Annotated in this window: 2 protein-coding genes; both read right to left on the reverse strand. The window is 74.4% G+C overall.

Going from position 1 to position 21,011, the window contains the following annotated elements; translation table 11 throughout:
- Positions 1-163: 163 nt before the first annotated feature.
- A complete protein-coding gene (locus CP981_RS04565; protein WP_425282205.1) occupies positions 164-9,964 on the reverse strand; it encodes a type I polyketide synthase in 9,801 nt (3,266 codons plus the stop codon).
- Positions 9,965-9,997: 33 nt separating this feature from the next.
- Positions 9,998-20,986, reverse strand: coding sequence for a type I polyketide synthase (locus tag CP981_RS04570; RefSeq protein ID WP_085923486.1), 10,989 nt, complete (start codon positions 20,984-20,986; stop codon positions 9,998-10,000).
- Positions 20,987-21,011 lie beyond the last annotated feature (25 nt).

Here is a 21,011-nt window from a genome sequence, read left to right on the forward strand (position 1 = left end):
CTCTCCGAGCTGAGCGTGTCGGTGCACGCAGCGTATGGGCCGCCCCAGGAGCCGGAACACCCCTAAGGAACCCCTTAGTACCCCGAACCGGCCCAGGGGGAAGGCCGGTTCGCCGGACGGGACGGGCCCGTCCGGCGAGGACCTGAACAACACCCGGGCGGTGTCAGGCGAGTTCGGATTCCAGGAACTCGACGACCGCGTTGGGGGTCGGATAATCGTAGACAAGCGCGGCGGGCAGCGACAGTCCGGTGATGCGGTTCAGCGCATTACGGAATTCGACCGCGGACAGCGAATTGAATCCGGCATCGAGGAAATCGAGGTCGGGTTCGACCGCCGCGGCACTTTCGTGACCCAGTGCCCGGGCCGCCACGCCACGGGCGATTTCCAGCAGGGTTTCCTGCCGGCCCGCCGCGTCGAGCTCCTTCAGATAGGCCCGCAGTGCCTCCGGGTCCACCTCGTCCCCGGTGTCCGCCGCGGGCTCCTGGGCGGGCCGGCGCACCTCGGGCAGGGCGCGCAGCAGCGAACCGGTCCGGGTGACGGCGAGTTCCGCCCAGTCCGCCTCGGCGACCGTGACGGACTGCTCGCCGCACTCGACCGCCCGGGCGAACACGCTCTCCGGGGAGGACGCGCCGTCCCAGCAGAGCACCGTCCCGCTGAGCCCCTCGGCCCGGCGCCGGCGCACCAGCTCCTCGCGGTACGCGCCCGCCGCGGTGACCGCGGCCTGCGACGGATCGCCCCAGGTGCTCGCCGCCGGGGCGAGCAGCACGAACGCGGCGGCGTCGCGGGCGAGTTCGTGCAGATTCTCGGACTCGCGCACGGCTCGCTCCAGCACCTGGCCGAACTGCGCGACAGTGGCGGAGCCGACCGGCTGGTCCTCGGCGCCGCCGAGGCCGTGCACGACGGTGCTCAGCGGATGCGCCGCGGGGACGCGGTCCAGCAGCCGGGCCAGTGCCTGGCGGTCCGTCAGTGCCTCGTCGATGACGGTCACCGGGACGCCGGGGGACTCCCCCGCGAGGGCCGGGGGCACCAGCAGATGCGCGGCGCCGTTGCGGGCCAGCCAGCGGGCGACCGGCGGGCCGGCGGCGCCCAGTTCACCGGCGAGCAGCACGGTGCCGGTGGGCCGCCAGGGCCGGTGGGCGGCGCCCCGGCCGGCGTGACCGAGCCGGCGGGCGAACACCCCGGAGGGGCGCAGGGCCAGCTCGTCCTCGCCGTCGGCGTCGGCCAGCAGCTGGGCCAGCCAGGCTCCTTGACGTGCGTCCAAGGTGTCCGGGAGATCGATCAGGCCGCCCCGGTGACCGGGCCGGGCCGCGGCGACCGCCCGGCCGAGGCCCCACACCAGCGCCGCTGCCGTTCCGGCCGTACGGCCCGTACGGGTCAGCGAGACCGCGCCCCGGGTCAGGCACCACAGCGGTGCTCCCGGCGCCGCGTCGTCGAGCGCCTGGGTCAGGGCCATGGTCCCGGCCACACCGGACGGCACCGACGGGTGCTCCGGATGCGGCTGCTCGTCCAGCGCCCACAGGGAGACCACTCCGGCGATTCCCGCCGGGAGTCCGGCGAGCAGCCCGGCCAGCCGTTCCCGGTCGGCGTCCGCGCCGGTCACGGTGAGCTGCCGCACCTCGGCGCCGTGCGCCCGCAGCGTCTCGGCGACCGACCGTGCGCAGTCCCCCTCCAGGTGCTGCTCCGGGACGAGCAGCGCCCAGGTGCCGGACAGTTCGGCCGTGGACAGTTCGCTGACCACGTGCCAGTCGGCCCGGTAGCGCGTGCCGTCCGCCGCGGACTCCCCGCGGCGGAGAGCCGACAGGGCCGGCAGCAGCGCGCCGATCGGCTGGTTCTCGTCGAGGTCCAGGGTGCGCAGCAGGGCGCCGAGGTCCTCCTGTTCCACCAGCTCCCAGAAGCGGGCCTCGACCGGGTCCGATGCGTCCGGGCGGCTTTCACCGGCCGGGCCGTCGGCCTCGGGCCAGTACCGCTGCCGCTGGAAGGCGTAGGTCGGCAGGGCGACCCGGCGGCCACCGTCGCACAGCGGGAGCCAGTCCACGGCCGCGCCGCGGACATGGGCACCGGCCAGGGCCTGGAGCAGCGCCTCGTCCTCCGCCCGGTCCTTGCGCAGCGCGGGCAGGAACTCCCCGCCGGGCAGGCTCTCCTGGCCCATGGCGCTGAGCACACCGCCGGGGCCGAGTTCGAGGAAGGTGTCCAGCCCCTCGGTGTGCAGCGCCTGCATGCCGTCGTGGAAGCGCACGGCTTCCCGGATGTGCCGGACCCAGTAGCCGGGGTCGCGCAGCTGGTCCGGCTCGGCGAGCCGGCCGGTCAGGTTGGACACCACGGGGAGACGCGGTGCGGCGTAGGTCAGGCCTTCGGCGACGGTGCGGAACTCGTCCAGGACGGGGTCCATCAGCGGCGAGTGGAACGCATGGCTGACCCGGAGCTGTTTGGTGCGGTACCCCTTGTCCGCCAGGGTCGCGGCGAGTGCGGTCACCGGGGCCTCGGCACCGGAGAGCACCACGGCCTCCGGCCCGTTCACCGCGGCGATGCTCACCTGGCCGGAGAGCAGCGGCAGGACCACGTCCTCAGGGGCCCGTACGGCCACCATCACGCCGCCGGCGGGCAGGCTCTGCATGAGCCGGCCGCGGGCCGCGACCAGCTTCGCCGCGTCCGCGAGCGACCAGACACCCGCGAGGTGGGCCGCGGTGACCTCGCCGATGGAGTGGCCCAGCAGGGCGTCGGGGACCACGCCGAGGGATTCCACCAGCCGGAACAGCGCGACCTCGACGGCGAACAGCGCGGCCTGGGCGTACTGGGTCTGATCCAGCAGGGCCGCCTCGAGAGTGTCCGGTGCGGCCCACACCACCTCGCGCAACGGCCGGGGCAGCAGAGCGTCGAAGGCCGCGCACACCTCGTCCCAGGCGCGGGCGAACACCGAGTGGGCCGCGTGGAGTTCCCGGCCCATTCCGAGCCGCTGGGCGCCCTGGCCGGTGAAGAGCACCCCGATCCGGCCCTCCCCGGCGACCCCGGAGACCACACCCGCCGGGTGCGTCCCCGCGGCCAGCGCCCGGGCGCCGGTCAGCAGTGCCGCCCGGTCCCCGACCAGCACGGCGCGGTGCCGCAGCGCGGACCGGGTCGACACCAGGGAGAAGCCCACGTCCACCGGGTCCGGGTCGCCCTCGGCGAGGGCGGCCAGCCGTCCGGCCTGGGCCCGCAGGGCCTGGGCCGAGTGCGCGGAGAGCACCCACGGCAGCACCGCGGGAGCCGGCCCGGTGCCGGGGGCGGCCGGGGTACGGGCCGCCGAGGGCTGTTCCAGGATCAGATGCGCGTTGGTGCCGCTGATCCCGAACGAGGAGACCGCGGCCCGCCTGGGCTGTCCGGTCTCGGGCCACTCGCGTGCCTCGGTGAGCAGCTCGACCGCGCCGGACTCCCAGTCCACGTGGGTGGAGGGCCGGTCCACGTGCAGTGTCCGGGGCAGTACGCCGTGCTGCATGGCGAGGACCATCTTCATCACCCCGGCCACACCGGCCGCGGCCTGGGTGTGCCCGATGTTGGACTTGATCGAGCCGAGCCACATCGGGTGGTCCTCGGGCCGGTCCTGCCCGTAGGTCGCCAGCAGGGCCTGTGCCTCGATGGGGTCACCGAGGGTGGTGCCCGTGCCGTGCGCCTCCACCGCGTCGATCTGGTCGGCGTTCAGCCGGGCGTTGGCCAGGGCCTGGCGGATCAGCCGCTGCTGGGACGGGCCGTTCGGCGCGGTCATCCCGTTGGAGGCGCCGTCCTGGTTCACCGCCGACCCCCGCACCACGGCGAGGACCGGGTGGCCGTTGCGCACCGCGTCGGAGAGCCGCTCGACGAGCAGGACGCCCGCGCCCTCGGCCCAGCCGGCGCCGTCGGCCGCGTCCGCGAAGGACTTGCACCGGCCGTCCGGGGCGAGCCCGCGCTGCCGGGAGAAGTCGATGAAGGTGCCCGGCGTCGCCATCACCGACACCCCGCCGGCCAGGGCGAGGGAGCACTCCCCCTGCCGCAGGGCCTGTACCGCGAGATGCAGGGCGACCAGCGAGGACGAACAGGCCGTGTCCACGGTGACCGCGGGGCCCTCCAGGCCGAAGGTGTAGGAGATCCGGCCGGAGACGGCGCCACCGGCGACGCCGACGCCCACATAGCCGTCGAGCTGTTCGGACGCGGCGGTCAGCATGCCGTAGTCGTTGTACATCACCCCGGCGAACACACCGGTGCCGCTGCCCTTCAGCGCCGCCGGGTCGATCCCGGCGCGCTCGAAGGTCTCCCAGGAGGTCTCCAGCAGCAGCCGCTGCTGCGGGTCCATCGCCAGGGCCTCCTTGGGGCTGATCCCGAAGAAGCCGGCGTCGAACCGCGCCGCGTCGTAGAGGAATCCGCCCTCGGTGCAGTAGCTGGTGCCCGGGTGGTCCGGGTCCGGGTCGAAGAGGCGCTCCATGTCCCAGCCCCGGTCCGCGGGGAAGGCGGACACCGCGTCCGTGCCGCTGGTCAGCAGCTGCCACAGCTTCTCCGGCGAGTCGACGCCACCGGGGTAGCGACAGCCCATCCCGATGATGGCGATCGGCTCATCGGCGCGGACGGCGGCGGGTGCACCGGCCGGGGTGCCGGCGGCCGCGCCCAGCAGTTCGTCCCGGACGAACCCGGCGAGCTCCAGCGGGGTCGGATAGTCGAACACCAGGGTCGCGGGCAGCCGGAGGCCGACCGCCGCGCCGAGCCGGTTGCGGAGCTCGACCGCGGTCAGCGAGTCGAAGCCGATCTCCTTGAACGGCCGGGCGGATTCCACGGATTGCGGACCGGCGTAGCCGAGCACGGCCGCGACCTGGGCGCGGACCAGATCGAGCAGGGTGCGGTCCCGTTCCGCGGCGGACATCCCGGTCAGGCGCTCGCGCAGTTCGGAGGTGGCGGCGGCGCCGCTGTCCACTTGCCGCCGGCCGGGCATCCGGACCAGGCCGCGCAGCAGTTCGGGCACCATCCCGGAACCGGCCTGCTGCCGCAGTGCGGCGAGGTCGAGGCGGGCGGGGACCAGCAGTGCGTCCCCCGCGGCGCGTGCCGCGTCGAACAGTGCGACGCCCTGCGCCGTGGACAGTCCGGTCATGCCGGAGAGGGACATCCGGGCGAGCGCGGCCTCGTCCAGTGCCTCGGTCAGACCGCTCGCCTCCGTCCAGCGTCCCCATGCCAGGGAGAGCGCGGGCAGCCCGACGGCGCGCCGGTGTGCGGCGAGGGCGTCGACGAAGGCGTTGGCGGCGGCGTAGTTGGCCTGCCCGGAGCCGCCGAGGACACCGGCGGCGGAGGAGAACACCACGAAGGCCGCCAGGTCGAGGTCCCGGGTCAGCTCGTGCAGATGCCAGGCGGCGTCCACCTTGGGCCGCATCACCGCGTCCAGGCGCTCCTGGTTCAGCGACTCCAGCACTCCGTCGTCCAGTGTGCCGGCGGCGCTGATCACGCCGGTCAGCGGACGGTCGGCGGGGATGTCGGCGAGCAGTGCGCGCAGCGCCGTACGGTCGGCCGCGTCGCAGGCGGCGATCTCCACTTCGGCGCCGAGTTCCCGCAGTTCGGCCGTCAGCCCGGCCGCGCCCTTGGCCCTGCTGCCGCTGCGGCTGGTGAGCAGCAGGTGCCGGACGCCGTGCTCGGTCACCAGATGACGGGCGAACAGCGCGCCCAGGGTTCCGGTGCCGCCGGTGATCAGTACGGTGCCGCCGGGGGTGAACTCGGGTGCGGGGGCGGCGGATACGGCCATTCTGGCCAGCCGCGGCAGCCGGATCTCACCGGCCCGCAGGGCGAGCTGGTCCGCGCCGAGGGCCAGCGCGGCGGGCAGCGCACGGGCGGAGGTCTCCAGCCCGTCGGAGTCCAGGAGGACGAACCGGCCCGGGTGTTCGGACTGGGCGGTGCGCAGCAGGCCCCAGACCGGGGCGTGCACCAGATCCGTCAGGTCCGCCCCGGGCTCGGTGGCCACCGCGCCCTGGGTGGCGATCACCAGCCGGGCGTCGGCGAACCGCTCCTCGGCCAGCCAGTCCTGGGCGAGCGTGAGCAGCCGGCCGGTCGCCTCCCGGACCGCCGCGGTGATCTCGGGCGCCTCCGGCGGGGCGCAGGAGACGAGCACGGCGTCGGGCACCGGCGCACCGGCGTCCATGGCGCGGAGCAGCGCGGCCAGTTCCGGGTACTCGTCGACCCGGGCTCCGGCCGCTTCGAGCGCCGCGCGGTGGTCCGGCCCGGCCGCGCCGAGCAGGGCGACCGTGCCGCCGGCGGTCTCCGTCGGGACCGGCGCCGGGGTCCAGTCGACGCGGAAGAGCGCGTCGTGGAAGGTGGGGCCGGTGGCGTCGAGCGTGTCGGAGGTCAGCTGACGCAGCATCAGGGAGGCCACCGAGGCGACCGGGGCTCCGGTGGCGTCCGCGACGGTCACCGCGAGGGCGTTCGGGCCCGTCGGGGACAGCCGCACCCGCACGGTGCCGGCGCCCGCGGCGTGCAGGCGCACCCCGGACCAGGAGAACGGCAGCCACGGCCGGTCCCCGCTCCCGTCCTCGACGAACCCGCCGAGGGCGAGCGGGTGCAGGGCCGCGTCCAGCAGCGCGGGATGCAGTCCGAACGCGGCGGCCTCGTCCTCGGCCGCCTCGGGCAGCGCGACCTCGGCGAACAGCTCACCGCCACGTCGCCACAGCGCGCGCAGGCCCCGGAACACCGGGCCGTAGGACAGACCGGTGCCCTCGAACCGTTCGTAGAGCCCGTCGCACTCGACGGGTTCGGCCCCCTCCGGCGGCCAGGACTCCGCGCGCGGGACTGCGGCGCCCGCGCCGGTGGCGAGGGTGCCGGTGGCGTGCGTGGTCCAGGGCTCCTCGTCGGGTGCGTCCTCCGGCCGGGAGCGCACGCTCAGCTCACGGCGGCCGGAGCCGTCGGGCCCGCCGACGGCGAGCTGGAGCCGGATGCCGCCCCGGTCGGGCAGTACCAGCGGGGCCGCGAGGGTGAGTTCCTCCAGGACCTCGCAGCCGACCTCGTCACCGGCGCGCACGGCCAGTTCCACGAACGCGGTGCCGGGCAGGACCGCCCGCCCGGCGACCACATGGCCGGCCAGCCAGGCGTGGGTGGACAGCGACAGCCGCCCGGTGAACAGCACGCCTTCGTCGTCGGCGAGGGTCACCACGGCGCCGAGCAGCGGGTGGCGGGCGGCGCTCAGCCCGAAGCCGGCGGCGTCACCGGCCGCGGTCATCGTGCCCTTCGGCCAGTACCGCTGCCGTTCGAAGGCGTAGGTCGGCAAGGCGGCCGTCCCGTGCGCGGCCCCGGCGAACACGGCGGCCCAGTCCGGGCTCTGCCCGTGGGCATGCACCTGGCCGAGCGAGGTGAGGAACCGGGCCACCCCGCCCTCGTCGCGCCGCAGCGAACCGGTGACCAGCGCGGACCGGCCGGTGGCCTCGATGGTGTCCTGCACACCGAGCGCGAGGACGGGGTGCGCACTGACCTCGATCAGGGTGCCGTAGCCGGCGTCCAGCAGACCGCGGACGGCCGGCTCGAACAGTACGGTCTGCCGCAGACTGCGGTACCAGTAGTCCGCGTCCATGGTCGTGGTGTCCAGCCAGTCCCCGGTGAGCGTGGAGTACACCGGGATGTCGGCGGCGCGCGGGCGGACCGGGGCGAGCACCTCCAGCAGCCGTTCGCGGATCTGCGCCACCTGCGCCGAGTGCGAGGCGTAGTCCACATCGATTCGGCGGGCGCGCACCCCGTCGGCCGCGCAGCCGTCCAGCAGCTCTTGCAGGGCCTGCGGTTCACCGGAGACGACCACCGAGCCCGGCCCGTTGACCGCGGCGACGGACAGCCGCTCGCCCCAGGCCCGCAGCCGCTCCTCGACCTGGTCCAGCGGCAGCGGCACGGACACCATGCCGCCGTGTCCGGCCAGTTCGATGAGGGTCTTGCTGCGCAGGGCGACCACCCGGGCCGCGTCCTCCAGGGACAAGGCACCGGCCACACAGGCGGCGGCGATCTCGCCCTGGCTGTGCCCGACCACGGCGGAGGGGGTGACGCCGCAGGACTGCCACAGCGCGGCCAGCGAGACCATCACGGCCCACAGCGCGGGCTGCACCACGTCCACCCGGTCGAAGCCCGGTGCGCCCTCCGCGCCCCGCAGGACGTCGGTCAGCGACCAGTCGGTGAACGCCGACAGCGCGGTCTCGCACTCCCGTATCCGGGCGGCGAACACCGGGGCGGAGTCGAGCAGTTCCACGGCCATACCGGCCCACTGCGCTCCCTGGCCGGGGAAGAGGAAGGCGGCCTTGCCCCGGCTGCCGGCGATGCCTTCCACCAGGTTTCCGGCGGGCTCACCGTGTTCCAGTGCGGTCAGCCCGCCGAGCAGCTCCGCGCGGTCCGCGCCGACCACGACCGCCCGGTGTTCCAGGGCGGCCCGGGTGGTGGCCAGGGAGTAGCCGACGGTGGCCGGGTCCAGCTCCGGCCGGTCCGCCACGAAGGCCCTCAGCTGTGCGGCCTGGGCCCGCAGTGCCCCGGCGGTCGCACCGGACAGGATCCAGGGCACGGTGCCGGTCGCGGCGAGGCCCGGGGTCCGGGCCGGCGGCTCCTCGGCGGCCGGGGCGGCGGCCTCGGCGTCGGGCGCCTCCTCCAGGATGAGGTGCACATTGGTGCCGCTGATGCCGAACGAGGACACCCCGGCGCGCCGCGGATGGTCGGCGCTCTCCCAGGGCTTGGCCTCGGTGAGCAGTTCCACCGCGCCGGACTCCCAGTCCACATGCGGGGTGGGCGCGTCCACGTGCAGGGTCTTCGGCAGTACCCGGTGGCGCAGCGCCATGACCATCTTGATCACACCGGCGATACCGGCGGCCTGCTGGGCGTGCCCGATGTTGGACTTGACCGAGCCGAGCCACAGCGGCCGTTCGGTGGACCGTGCCTTGCCGTACGTGGCGAGCAGCGCCTGTGCCTCGATGGGGTCACCGAGGGTGGTGCCGGTGCCGTGCGCCTCGACCGCGTCGACCTGGGCCGCGGTGATACCCGCGTTCTCCAGGGCCCGGCGGATGACCCGTATCTGGGAAGGGCCGTTGGGCGCGGTCAGGCCGTTCGAGGCGCCGTCCTGGTTCACCGCGGAACCGCGCAGCACCGCGAGCACCGGATGCCCGTTGCGCAGCGCGTCGGAGAGCCGCTCGACGAGCACCACCCCGACGCCCTCCGCCCAGCCGGTGCCGTCGGCGCCGGCCGCGAAGGCCTTGCAGCGGCCGTCCGGGGACAGTCCGCGCTGCCGGGAGAAGCTGGTGAACACCCCGGGGGTGCCCATCACGGTGACCCCGCCGGCCAGCGCCAGGGAGCACTCCCCCTGCCGCAGCGCCTGGGCCGCCATGTGCAGGGCGACCAGCGACGACGAGCAGGCGGTGTCCACGGTCACCGCGGGGCCCTCGAAGCCGAAGGAGTACGAGACCCGGCCGGACAGCACGCTGCTGGCCACGCCGGTCATCGTGTAGCCCTCGGACGCGTCCGGGAGCTGCTGGATCACCGGGACGTACTCGGCACCGCTGGCACCGAAGAAGACCCCGGTGTCGCTGCCCCGCACACTCGACGGGTCGATCCGCGCGTCTTCGAAGGCCGCCCAGGCGGCTTCCAGGACCACCCGCTGCTGGGGGTCCATCGCGAGCGCCTCGCGCGGGCTGATGCCGAAGAACGCGGCGTCGAAGTCGATCGCGTCGTAGACGAATCCGCCCTGTTTGACATAGCTCTTGCCGGATTTCTCCGGGTCGGCGTCGTACAGCTCGTCGGTGTCCCAGCCGCGGTCGGCGGGGAAGTCGGAGATCGGGTCGCCACCGGCGGCGACCAGGTCCCAGAGCTGCTCCGGGGTAGCGGCCCCCGGGTAGCGGCAGTTCATGCCGATGATCGCGAGCGGCTGCCGGCCCTTCTCCTCGGCCTCGCGCAGGCGCTGCCGGGTGTCGTGCAGATCAGCCGCGACCCGCTTGAGATAGTCGACCAGCTTCTCTTCATCCGCCATCAGGCGCGCCTTCCTTGTCGGTCTCCGGCTTGTGCATCAGGAGAGTCCGAGTTCGTCGTTGATGAACGCGAAGACCTCGTCGGTGCTCGCCGCTTGGAGCCTGTCCTTGACATCGGTCGGGCCGGCCGTGGACCGCCGGTCCTCCCACGCTTTGGTGAGGGCCTGCAACCGGCTGGTGATGGAGGCTCCGGCCCCCTCGTCCGGGGAGAGCCCGGCGAGGGCGCTCTCCAGCCGTTCGAGTTCGCCGAGCACCACGGCGGCCGGATCGGCGGCCTCGGGGGCCAGCGTCTCCTTGAGGTGCGCCGCCAGCGCGTCCGCGTTGGGGTAGTCGAAGACCAGCGTGGCGGGCAGCCGGAGCCCGGCGGCCCCGTTCAGCCGGTTGCGGAACTCGACCGCGGTCAGCGAGTCGAAGCCCATCTCGTTGAACGCCCGGCCCGGTTCCACCGAAGCCGGTGAGCCGTGGCCGAGGACGGCCGCGGCCTGTTCCCGGACGAAGTCCAGCAGCACGCCGTCGATCTCCTCGGCGGTCAGGCCGGTCAGCCGCTGGGCGAAGTCGTCCGCCGAGCGGGTGGCCGCCGCCACCGTCCGCCGGGCCGGCGTCCGCACCAGCCCGCGCAGCAGCGGGGGTACGGCCTCGGCGGGGGCGCCGCGGAACACCGAGACGTCCAGCCGGGCCGGCAGCATCGCCGGTTCGTCGGCCCGCAGTGCCGCGTCGAAGAGCGTCATGCCCTCTTCCGTGGACAGCGGGGGCATGCCGGCCCGGCTCATCCGCCGGACATCGGCCTCGCCGAGGTGCCGGGTGATACCGCTGGTCTCCGTCCACAGGCCCCAGGCCAGCGCGGTGCCGGGCAGACCGTTGGCCCGCCGGTAGGCGGCCAGCGCGTCCAGGAACACATTCGCCGCCGCGTAGTTGCCCTGCCCGGCGCCGCCGAAGGTGCCGGCTGCGGCGGAGTAGAGAACGAAGGCGGCGAGGTCCTGGCCGGCGGTGAGCTCGTGCAGGTTCACCGCGGCGTCCACCTTGGGCCGCAGTACCGTGTCGAGCCGTTCCGGGGTCAGCGAGCCGATCACCCCGTCGTCCAGGACTCCGGCGGTGTGCACCACCGCGGTCAGCGGACGGTCGGCGGGGATGCCGTCGAGCAGTTCGCGCAGCGCCGTGCGGTCGGCCGCGTCGCAGGCGGCGATCTCCACCTCGGCGCCGAGTGCGCGCAGCTCGCTCTCCAGCTCCGGTGCGCCGTCCGCCGCCCGGCCGGTGCGGCTGGTCAGCAGGAGGTGCCGGACGCCGTGTTCGCGCACCAGGCGCCGGGCGGCCAGTCCGCCGAGGGTGCCGGTGCCGCCGGTGACGAGGACCGTGCCGCCTTCGGCGAGGGTTTCCGGCATGGTCAGCACGATCTTGCCGGTGTGCCGGGCCTTGGCGAGGTACCGGAAGGCGTCCGGGGCCCGTCGGACATCCCAGGTGGTGACCGGGACCGGCCGCAGCGCACCGGAGTCGAGCAGGCGCACCACCTCCCGCAGGACCTCGCCGACCCGCTGCGGACCGGCGCCCATCAGGTCGAACGCCTGGTACTCCACCCCGGGGTAGGCGGCCGCGACGTCCTCAGGGGTGCGCACATCGGTCTTGCCCATTTCCAGGAACCGGCCGCCGTTCGGCAGCAGGCGCAGCGAGGCGTCCACGAACTCGCGGGCCAGCGCGTCCAGGACGACGTCCATGCCGCGGCCGCCGGTGGTGCGGCGGAACTTCTCCTCGAAGTCCAGGTCACGGGAGGAGGCGAGGTGCTCCTCGTCGAGACCGCTCGCGCGCAGGGTGTCCCACTTTCCGGCGCTGGCCGTACCGAAGACCTCCGCGCCGAGGTGCCGGGCCAGCTGTACGGCGGCCATGCCGACACCGCCGGCCGCGTTGTGCACCAGTACCGACTCCCCGGCCTGGAGTCCGCCGAGTTCCACCAGGCCGTAGTAGGCGGTGGAGAAGACGATCGGCACCGAGGCGGCCCGGACGTAGGACCAGTCGTCGGGGATCCGCGCCAGCATGCGGCTGTCGGTGATGGCCACCGGCCCGAACGCACCGGCGAACATGCCGATCACCCGGTCGCCGGGGGCGAAGGCGGTGACGTCGGGGCCGGTTTCGAGTACGACACCGGCGGCCTCGATGCCCATGGCCGCCTTCTCCGGGTACATCCCGAGCGCGATCATGACGTCACGGAAGTTCAGCCCGGCCGCGCGCACCCCGATCCGCACCTCGCCGGGGACCAGTGCGCGGTCCGCGTCCGAGGGCACCAGCGCGAGGTTGTCGAACGTACCGGCGCTGGTGACATCCAGCTTCCAGGCCGGGCCCCGGGCCGGTGGCACCAGGGTGCCGCCGGAGGCGAGCGACGCCAGCCGGGGCATCTGCAACTCACCTGCCCGCACGGCGAGTTGGGGTTCACCGGAGCCGAGCGCCGCGGCGAGCGCGTCCGGGCCGCCCGAACCGTCGGAGTCGATCAGGACGATCCGCTCCGGGTTCTCCGACTGCGCGGACCGCAGCAGGCCCCAGACCGGGGCGGCGGCGAGATCCGCGATGCCCTCGTCGGCGTGCACCGCGACCGCGCCCCGGGTGACCACGGCCAGCGTCGTGTGCTCCAGCCGGTCGTCGGCCAGCCAGTCCCGTGTCAGCTCCAGCATCCGGCCGGTCAACTCACGTATGGCAACGGGAAGTTCATCGGCACGGGTGTCGCCCACGCACGGGACGAGTACCACCTCCGGCGCCGGGGTGCCGGTGTCGAGAGCAGCGGTCAGCGCGGCCAGGTCGGCGTAGCGAACGGCCGTCTCCGGTGCCTCGTCGAGCGTTCCGAGGGTCGCCCAGGCCGTGGTGCCGTCGGGTTCGGCGGCGACCGCCGGCCAGTCGATCCGGTACAGCGAGTCGGGCAGCGGCGGTGCCGCGACCGTGGCGGCCGGGTCCTGTCGGCGCAGCACCAGGGACTCCACGGTGGCGACCGGGGTGTTCGTCTCGTCCGCGGCGGCCACCGAGACGGCGTCCGTACCGGCCGGTGCGATCCGCACCCGCAGGGTGGCGGCACCGCCCGCGTGCAGTGTCAGGCCGCTCCATGCGAACGGGAGCCGTGCGCCCCCTTCGTCGGTGAAGAAGGCGCCCAGCCCGGCCGCGTGCAGCGCGGCGTCCAGCAGGGCGGGGTGCAGCCCGAAGGAAGCGGCGTCCTCGGCGGCCGCCTCGGGCAGTGCGACCTCGGCGAAGACCTCCTCGCCGCGCCGCCAGGCCGCCCGCAGGCCCTGGAAGACCGGGCCGTAGTGCATCCCGGCCTCGGCCAGCTGCGGGTAGTAGTCCGCGGTGTCGACGGGCTCGGCGCCGGCCGGGGGCCAGACGGTTTCGGCGTAGCCGCCGGGGGCGCCGGCGGGGGCCAGGACGCCGGTGGCGTGCTGGGTCCAGTCCTGCCCGGCCGCGTCCGACTCCGGCTGGGAGTGCACGCTCAGCGAGCGGCGGCCGTCCTCGTCCGCGGCGCCGACCACGACCTGGAGCCGGACCGCGCCCCGTGCGGGCAGCGCCAGGGGCGCCGCCAGCGTCAGTTCCTCCAGCAGGCCGCAGCCGACCTCGTCACCGGCGCGTACCGCCATTTCGACGAACGCGGTGCCGGGCAGCAGAACCAGGTCGCCGATGGCGTGGTCGGCGAGCCAGGGGTGGCTGTGGGTGCCGATCCGCCCGGTGAACAGGACCTCGTCGGAGCCGGCCACCGCGACGGCGGCGCCGAGCAGCGGATGGCCGGCGGCGCCCAGTCCGGCGGCGGTGACATCACCGGCCGTGCCGGACGGCCGCGGCCAGTAGCGCTCGCCCTGGAAGGCGTAGGTGGGCAGATCCACCCGCCGCACACCGCGTCCGGAGAAGAAGGCCGTCCAGTCGGCCGGGACGCCGCGCAGCCGCAGCCGGGCCAGCGCGGTCACCGCGGCCCCGTCCTCGGCACGGTCCCGGCGCAGCGTCGGCACCAGCACGGTGTCGTCGCCGGTCACACACTCCTGGCCCATTCCGGACAGCACGCCGTCCGGGCCGACTTCGAGGAAGGTCCGCACCCCGGCGGCCTCCAGGGCGCGTACGCCGTCGCAGAACCGCACCGCGCCGCGGACATGGCCGACCCAGTAGTCCGGCGAGCACGCCTCCTCCGCGGTGAGCGGCCGGCCGGTCACGTTGGACACGATCTCCATGCGCGGCGGCCGGAAGGCCAGCCCGGCCACGGTCTGCCGGAAGGCGTCCAGCATCGGTTCCATCAGCGGGGAGTGGAAGGCGTGGCTGACCGCCAGCCGCTTGGTGGTGACGCCCGCGGCGGCGAGGGTTTCCGCGACCTCCAGTACGGCCTTCTCCGCTCCCGAGATGACCACCGAGGCGGGGCCGTTCACGGCTGCGATACCGACCTCGTGCTCGCGTCCGGCGAGCAGTGCGGTGACCTCGTCCTCGGTGGTGCGGACCGACACCATCGCGCCCTCGGCGGGCAGTTCCTGCATCAGCCGGCCGCGCGCGGCGACCAGGGCGCAGGCGTCCGGCAGGGACCACACCCCGGCCACATGAGCCGCGACCACTTCACCGATGGAGTGGCCGACCAGCCGGTCGGGGCGGACGCCCCAGGACTCCAGCAGCCGGTAGAGGGCGACCTCGACCGCGAACAGGGCGGCCTGGGTGTATTGGGTGCGGTCCAGTAACGCGGCGTCCGGGGAGCCGGGTTCGGCCCAGACGATGTCCCGGAGCGGCCGGGGCAGCCACCGGTCCAGTTCGGCGGCGGCCTCGTCGAAGGCCTGCGCGAAGACCGGATAGCGGCGGTGGAGTCCGGCGCCCATGCCGACCCGCTGGGCGCCCTGGCCGGTGAACATCACCGCGAGCGCACCGGTGGTGGCCGTGCCGGTCACCACCTCGGCCCCGGTCGCACCGGAGGCGAGCGCCGCCAGTCCGCGGCGGAGGTCGTCGAGGTCCGTGCCGATCACCGCGGCCCGGTGCTCGAACGCCGACCGGGAGGTGAGCAGCGACCAGGCGAGGTCGCCGGGCGCGGTGTCCGGGGTGGCCGTGAGGTGCTCCGCGAGCCGGGCGGCCTGGGCGGCCAGTGCCTGCGGGGTCTTGCCGGAGAGCACCCACGGCAGCGGCCCGTCCGCCACCACGTCGTCCACGGGAGGCGCCGGAAGGTCCGGGGCCTGCTCCAGGATCAGGTGGGCGTTGGTGCCGCTGAAACCGAAGGAGGACACCCCGGCCCGGCGGGGCCGGTCCAGTTCGGGCCAGGTCCGGGGCGCGGTCACCAGTTCCACCGCGCCGCTGGACCAGTCCACATGGGTCGAGGGCGCGTCCACATGCAGGGTCTGCGGCAGCAGCCCGTGCCGCATGGCGAGCACCATCTTGATCACGCCGGCGACCCCGGCGGCGGCCTGGGTGTGCCCGATGTTCGACTTCACCGAACCGAGCCACAGCGGCCGGTCCGCGTCGCGCTCCGCCCCGTACGTGCTGAGCAGGGCCTGTGCCTCGATGGGGTCGCCGAGGCGGGTGCCGGTGCCGTGCGCCTCCACGGCGTCCACCTCGGACGCCTGGAGACCGGCGGCGGTGAGGGCCTGCCGGATCACCCGGGCCTGGGAGGGCCCGTTGGGCGCGGTCAGGCCGTTCGAGGCACCGTCCTGGTTGATCGCGGAACCCCGGACCACGGCGAGCACCGGATGGCCGTTGCGCACCGCGTCGGAGAGCCGCTCGACGAGCAGAACACCGACGCCCTCACCCCAGTTGGTGCCGTCGGCGCCTTCGGCGAAGGCCTTGCACCGGCCGTCGGGGGCCAGTCCGCGCAGCCGGCTGAACTCGATGAAGGAACCGGGGGTGGTCATCAGCGTCACCCCGCCGGCCAGGGCCAGCGAGCACTCCCCCGACCGCAGGGCGGCGGCCGCGAGATGCAGCGCCACCAGCGAGGAGGAGCAGGCGCTGTCGATGGTCATCGTGGGGCCCTCGAGGCCGAGGGCGTAGGCGACCCGGCCGGACATCACGCTGTAGCTGGTGCCGGTGCCCAGGAATCCGTCGGGTCCCTGTCCGGCGCCGGCCAGGACGCTCATGTAGTCGTTGCCGTTGGCGCCGACGAACACGCCGGTGTCGGTGCCGTGCACGGTCGCCGGGTCGATCCCGGCGGCCTCGATGGCCTCCCAGGCCACTTCGAGCAGCAGCCGCTGCTGCGGGTCCATCGAGATCGCCTCACGCGGGCTGATCTCGAAGAAGCCGGCGTCGAATTCGGCCAGGCCGTCGATGAAACCGCCGTGCCGCACATAGCTGGCACCGGCCTGGTCGGGGTCGCTGTCGTACATCCCCTCGGTGTCCCAGCCCCGGTCGGCGGGGAACGGGGTGATCCCGTCCCGCCCCTCGGCCAGGAGCTGCCACAGCTGCTCCGGGGTGCGGACCCCGCCGGGCAGCCGGCAGCCCATGCCGACGATGGCGATGGGTTCGTCGGACGCCGCGACGGCGCTCGGGGTGGCCGACGGGGTGGCGGCGGAGTCCGTGATCTCGTCCCGCAGATGGCGGACGAGGACCGCCGGGGTCGGATAGTCGAAGATCATCGTGGCGGGCAGGGTCAGCCCCGACGCGGTGGTGAGCCGGTTGCGGAACTCCACCGCGCTCAGCGAGTCGAAGCCCAGATCCTTGAACGCCCGTGCCGGATCGACGAGTTCGGGACTGTCGTAGCCGAGGACGTCCGCTATCTGGATGCGGACGAAGTCCAGCAGCGCCTTGTCCCGGTCGGCGTCGGTCAGCCCGGCGAGTTCCCGGCGCAGCGCCGAATCGGCGACCGCCGGGCCGTCACCCCCGCTCAGCAGACCGCGTGCCTCGGGCACCCCGGCGAACAGCGGGGTCGGCCGGACGAAGGTGAAGCCGGGGATGAACCGGTCCCAGTCGACATCGGCGACGGTCAGACAGGTCTCGTCCTGGCCGAGCGCCGCGGCCAGCGCGCTGATGGCCAGTTCCGGTGCCATCGCGGGCAGTCCGCGCTGCCGGAGCTGGTCCTGTACGGCGGCGTCCTCCGCGAGGCCGCCGCCGCCCCAGGGGGCCCAGGCCACCGAGGTGGCGGTGAGTCCGCGGGCCCGGCGCTGTTCGGCGAGGGCGTCGAGGTAGGCGTTTGCGGCGCCGTAACCGGCCTGGCCGCCGCTGCCCCAGATCCCGGCGACGGAGGAGAACAGCACAAAGGCGTCCAGCTGCCGGTCCCCGAGGAGCGCGTCGAGGTTCGCCGCACCGGCGACCTTGGAGGCGAGGACCCCGTCGAGGTCCGCCCCGCCGAGCTCGGTGACCGGCACCACCGGCCCGCCGGTACCGGCGATGTGCAGCACCGCCGAGGGGGCTTCGGGCAGGCCGTCGAGCAGCCGGGCGAGGCTTTCCCGGTCGGCCACGTCGCAGGCGGCGAGGGTGACCTCGGCGCCCAGTGCGGTGAGTTCGGCGGCGAGTTCGGTGCTGCCGGGGGCGTCCGGGCCGCGACGGCTGGTGAGCACGAGGTGCCCGGCCCCGTTGGCGGCGAGCCAGCGGGCACACGCGGCGCCCAGCGCGCCGGTGCCGCCGGTGATCAGCACGGTGCCGCGGGGCTTCCAGGGCGCGGCGTCCCGGTCGAGGCGGGCGCGGACCAGCCGGCGGGCGAACACTCCGGCCGGCCTGATCGCGAGCTGGTCCTCGTCCCCGGTGCCGCTGAGGACGGCGCAGAGCCGGGCCGCCGCGGTCCGGTCCAGTTCGGCGGGCAGGTCGATGAGCCCGCCCCAGCGGTCGGACTGTTCCAGGGCGACGGTCCGGCCGAGCCCCCACACCTGGGCGAGTGCCGGCTCCCGCAGCGGGTCCGCCGCGCCGGTCGACACCGCCCCGCTGGTGACACACCACAGGGGCGCGCCGATACCCGCGTCGCCCAGCGCCTGTACCAGGGCCAGCGCGTCGGTGACCGTGGGCCGGGCCAGCACTCCGGCGATCTCGCCGTCGAGTGCCGCCAGTGCGGTGGCGAGTTCCTCGCGGCTGCCGCCGAGGGCGAGACGTACCACGTGGGCGCCGTGCGCGGTGAGTGCCTCCGCGACCCGGTCGTCCTCGTCCGGTCCGGCGAGGAGCCAGGTGCCGGTGAGCGCGGCGGCTCCGGTCGGCACCGGCTTCCAGGAGATCCGGTAGGCCCACTTGTCCACCGTGGACTCGTGCTCCTGACGCCGGCGCCAGGCGGACAGCGCCGGCAGGATCGCGCCGAGCGGCTGGTCCTCGTCCAGCTCCAGGGTGTGCAGCAGTTCGGGGAGGTTCTCGCGGGCGACCAGGTCCCAGAACCGGGCGTCGTCCGCGGCGGCCGCACGGTCCGGCTCGCCGGTGATGTCCGCCTCGTCCAGCCAGTACCGCCGCCGCTGGAAGGGATAGGTGGGCAGCTCGACCCGCCGGGCTCCGGTGAGCAGCGGGTTCCAGTCCACCGTGGCGCCACGGGCGTACGCCCCGCCCACCGCCTCCAGCAGCGCGACGGGCTCGGTGCGGTTCTCGCGCAGGGCGGGCAGGAACCGGACGGTGTCGTGCCCGGGCAGGCAGTCCTGGCCCATGGCGGAGAGCACCCCGCCGGGCCCGAGTTCGAGGAAGGTGGTCACCCCTTCGGCGTGCCCGGCGAGCAGGCCGTCGTGGAAGCGCACCGCCTCGCGGACGTGCCGCACCCAGTACTCGGGGTCGCACAGTTCCCGGGCGGTGGCGAGCCGTCCGGTCACGTTGGACACCACGGGCATCCGGGGCTCGGCGTAGGTGAGGCCCTTGGCGACCGCGCGGAAGGCGTCGAGCATGGGTTCCATCAGCGGCGAGTGGAAGGCATGACTGACCCGCAGCCGCTTCACCTTGCGGCCGCGCGACGACAGTTCCGCGGCGATCCGGCCGACCGCGTCCCCGTCGCCGGACAGCACCACGGACCCGGGCCCGTTGACGGCCGCGAGACCGACCTGGTCCTCGCCCGCCAGCAGGGGGCGGACCTCGTCCTCGGTCGCACGTACCGACACCATGGCACCGCCGGACGGGAGTTCCTGCATCAGCCGGCCACGGGCTGCCACCAGGGTGGCGGCGTCCGCCAGCGACCAGACTCCGGCCACATGGGCGGCGGTGATCTCACCGATGGAGTGGCCCATCAGGAGGTCCGGCGTCAGGCCCCAGGAGGCGGTGAGCCGGTACAGCGCGACCTCAAGGGCGAACAGGGCGGCCTGGGTGTACTGCGTCTGGTCGAGGAGCTCGCCCGCGCCGTGCACGACCTCGCGCAGCGGCTCCGGCAGCCGGCCGTCGAAGGCGGCACAGACCTCGTCGAAGGCGCGGGCGAACACCGGGTACGTCGCATACAGTTCCCGGCCCATCCCGGCCCGTTGGGAACCCTGCCCGGTGAACAGCACACCGAGCTTGCCGTCGGCGACGACATCGGCGACCACTCCGGCCGGGCGCCGTCCGGCGGCCAACCCCCGGGCGGCGGACAGCAGTCCGTCCCGGTCGGCGCCGAGGACCACCGCACGGTGTTCCAGCGCGGAGCGGGTGGTGACCAGCGACCCGCCGATGTCCGCCGGCGTGGCCTCCGGCCGGCCCTCGGCGAACGACGCGATCCGGCCGGCCTGGGCGGCGAGCGCCTCTTCGGAACGGGCGGACAGCACCCAGGGCACCGGCCCGTCGTTCGGCACCGGCTCCGCAGCCGGCTCCGCCCCGGACTCGGCCGCTACGCCGGTCCCGACGACTGCCATCGCGTCGGCCTGCTCCAGCACCACATGCGCATTGGTGCCACTGAACCCGAAGGAGGACACCGCGGCCCGCCGGGGCTGCCCGGTCCGCGGCCACTCCCGCGCCTCGGCGAGCAGCTCCACCGCTCCCGCGGTCCAGTCCACATGGGTGGAGGGCCGGTCCACATGCAGCGTCTTGGGCAGCACGCCGTGACGCATGGCCAGGACCATCTTCATGATGCCGGCGACCCCGGCCGCGGCCTGGGTGTGCCCGATGTTCGACTTCACCGAGCCGAGCCACAGCGGCCGTTCCCGGTCCTGCCCGTACGACGCCAGCAGCGCCTGCGCCTCGATGGGGTCACCGAGGGTGGTACCGGTGCCATGTGCCTCGACCGCGTCGATCTGGCCGGGGGCCAGTCCCGCGTTGACCAGGGCCTGTTCGATGACCCGTTGCTGGGCGGGGCCGTTCGGGGCGCTCAGCCCATTGGAGGCGCCGTCGGAGTTCACCGCGGTACCGCGCACCACGGCCAGCACCGGGTGTCCGTTCTTCCGGGCATCGGAGAGCTTCTCCACCAGCAGCACACCGGCGCCCTCGGCCCAGCCGGTGCCGTCGGCGGCGTCCGCGAAGGACTTGCACCGGCCGTCCGCGGCCAGCCCGCGCTGCCGGGAGAACTCGATGAAGGTCCACGGGGTGGCCATCACGGTCACCCCGCCGACCAGCGCCAGCGAGCAGTCGCCCTTACGGAGGGCGTGCCCGGCCAGATGCAGCGCCACCAGCGACGACGAGCACGCGGTGTCCACGGTGATCGCGGGGCCCTCGAAGCCGAAGTGGTAGGCGACCCGGCCGGAGAGCGCGGAACCGGAACTCGTGCTGCCGAAGTAGTCGTGGTACATGAGCCCGGCGAACACCCCGGTCCGGCTGCCGCGGAGGCTCGCCGGATCGATCCCGGCCCGCTCCAGGGCCTCCCAGGAGGTCTCCAGGAGCAGCCGCTGCTGCGGGTCCACCGCGGGCGCGTCCTTGGGGCTGATCCCGAAGAAGGCGGGGTCGAAGTCGGCCGCCTCGTGCAGGAAGCCGCCTTCCTTCGCATACGACGTGCCCTCGGCCCGGCCCGTCGGGTCGTACAGGCCCTCGGTGTCCCAGCCGCGGTCGACGGGGAATCCGGTGATTCCCTCGCCACCGGAGTCGAGCAGCCGCCACAGGTCCTCGGGCGAGGCCACCCCGCCCGGGTACCGGCAGCTCATGCCCACGATGGCGAGCGGTTCATGGCTCTTCTCCTGGGCGTCCTGAAGGCGTTGACGCGTCTCGTAGAGATCGGCCGTCATCCGCTTGAGGTACTCGCGGAGCTTCTCCTCATTCGCCATCTGCTGCGGCCCTCCAGGTGACGCC

It is taken from the genome of Streptomyces platensis, from assembly GCF_008704855.1.
Lineage (GTDB): Bacteria > Actinomycetota > Actinomycetes > Streptomycetales > Streptomycetaceae > Streptomyces > Streptomyces platensis.

Coding starts and splice junctions, on each gene's coding strand:
- CP981_RS04570 (WP_085923486.1), bottom strand. CDS start 20,986: ATGGCGAATGAGGAGAAGCTCCGCGAGTACCTCAAGCGGATGACGGCC.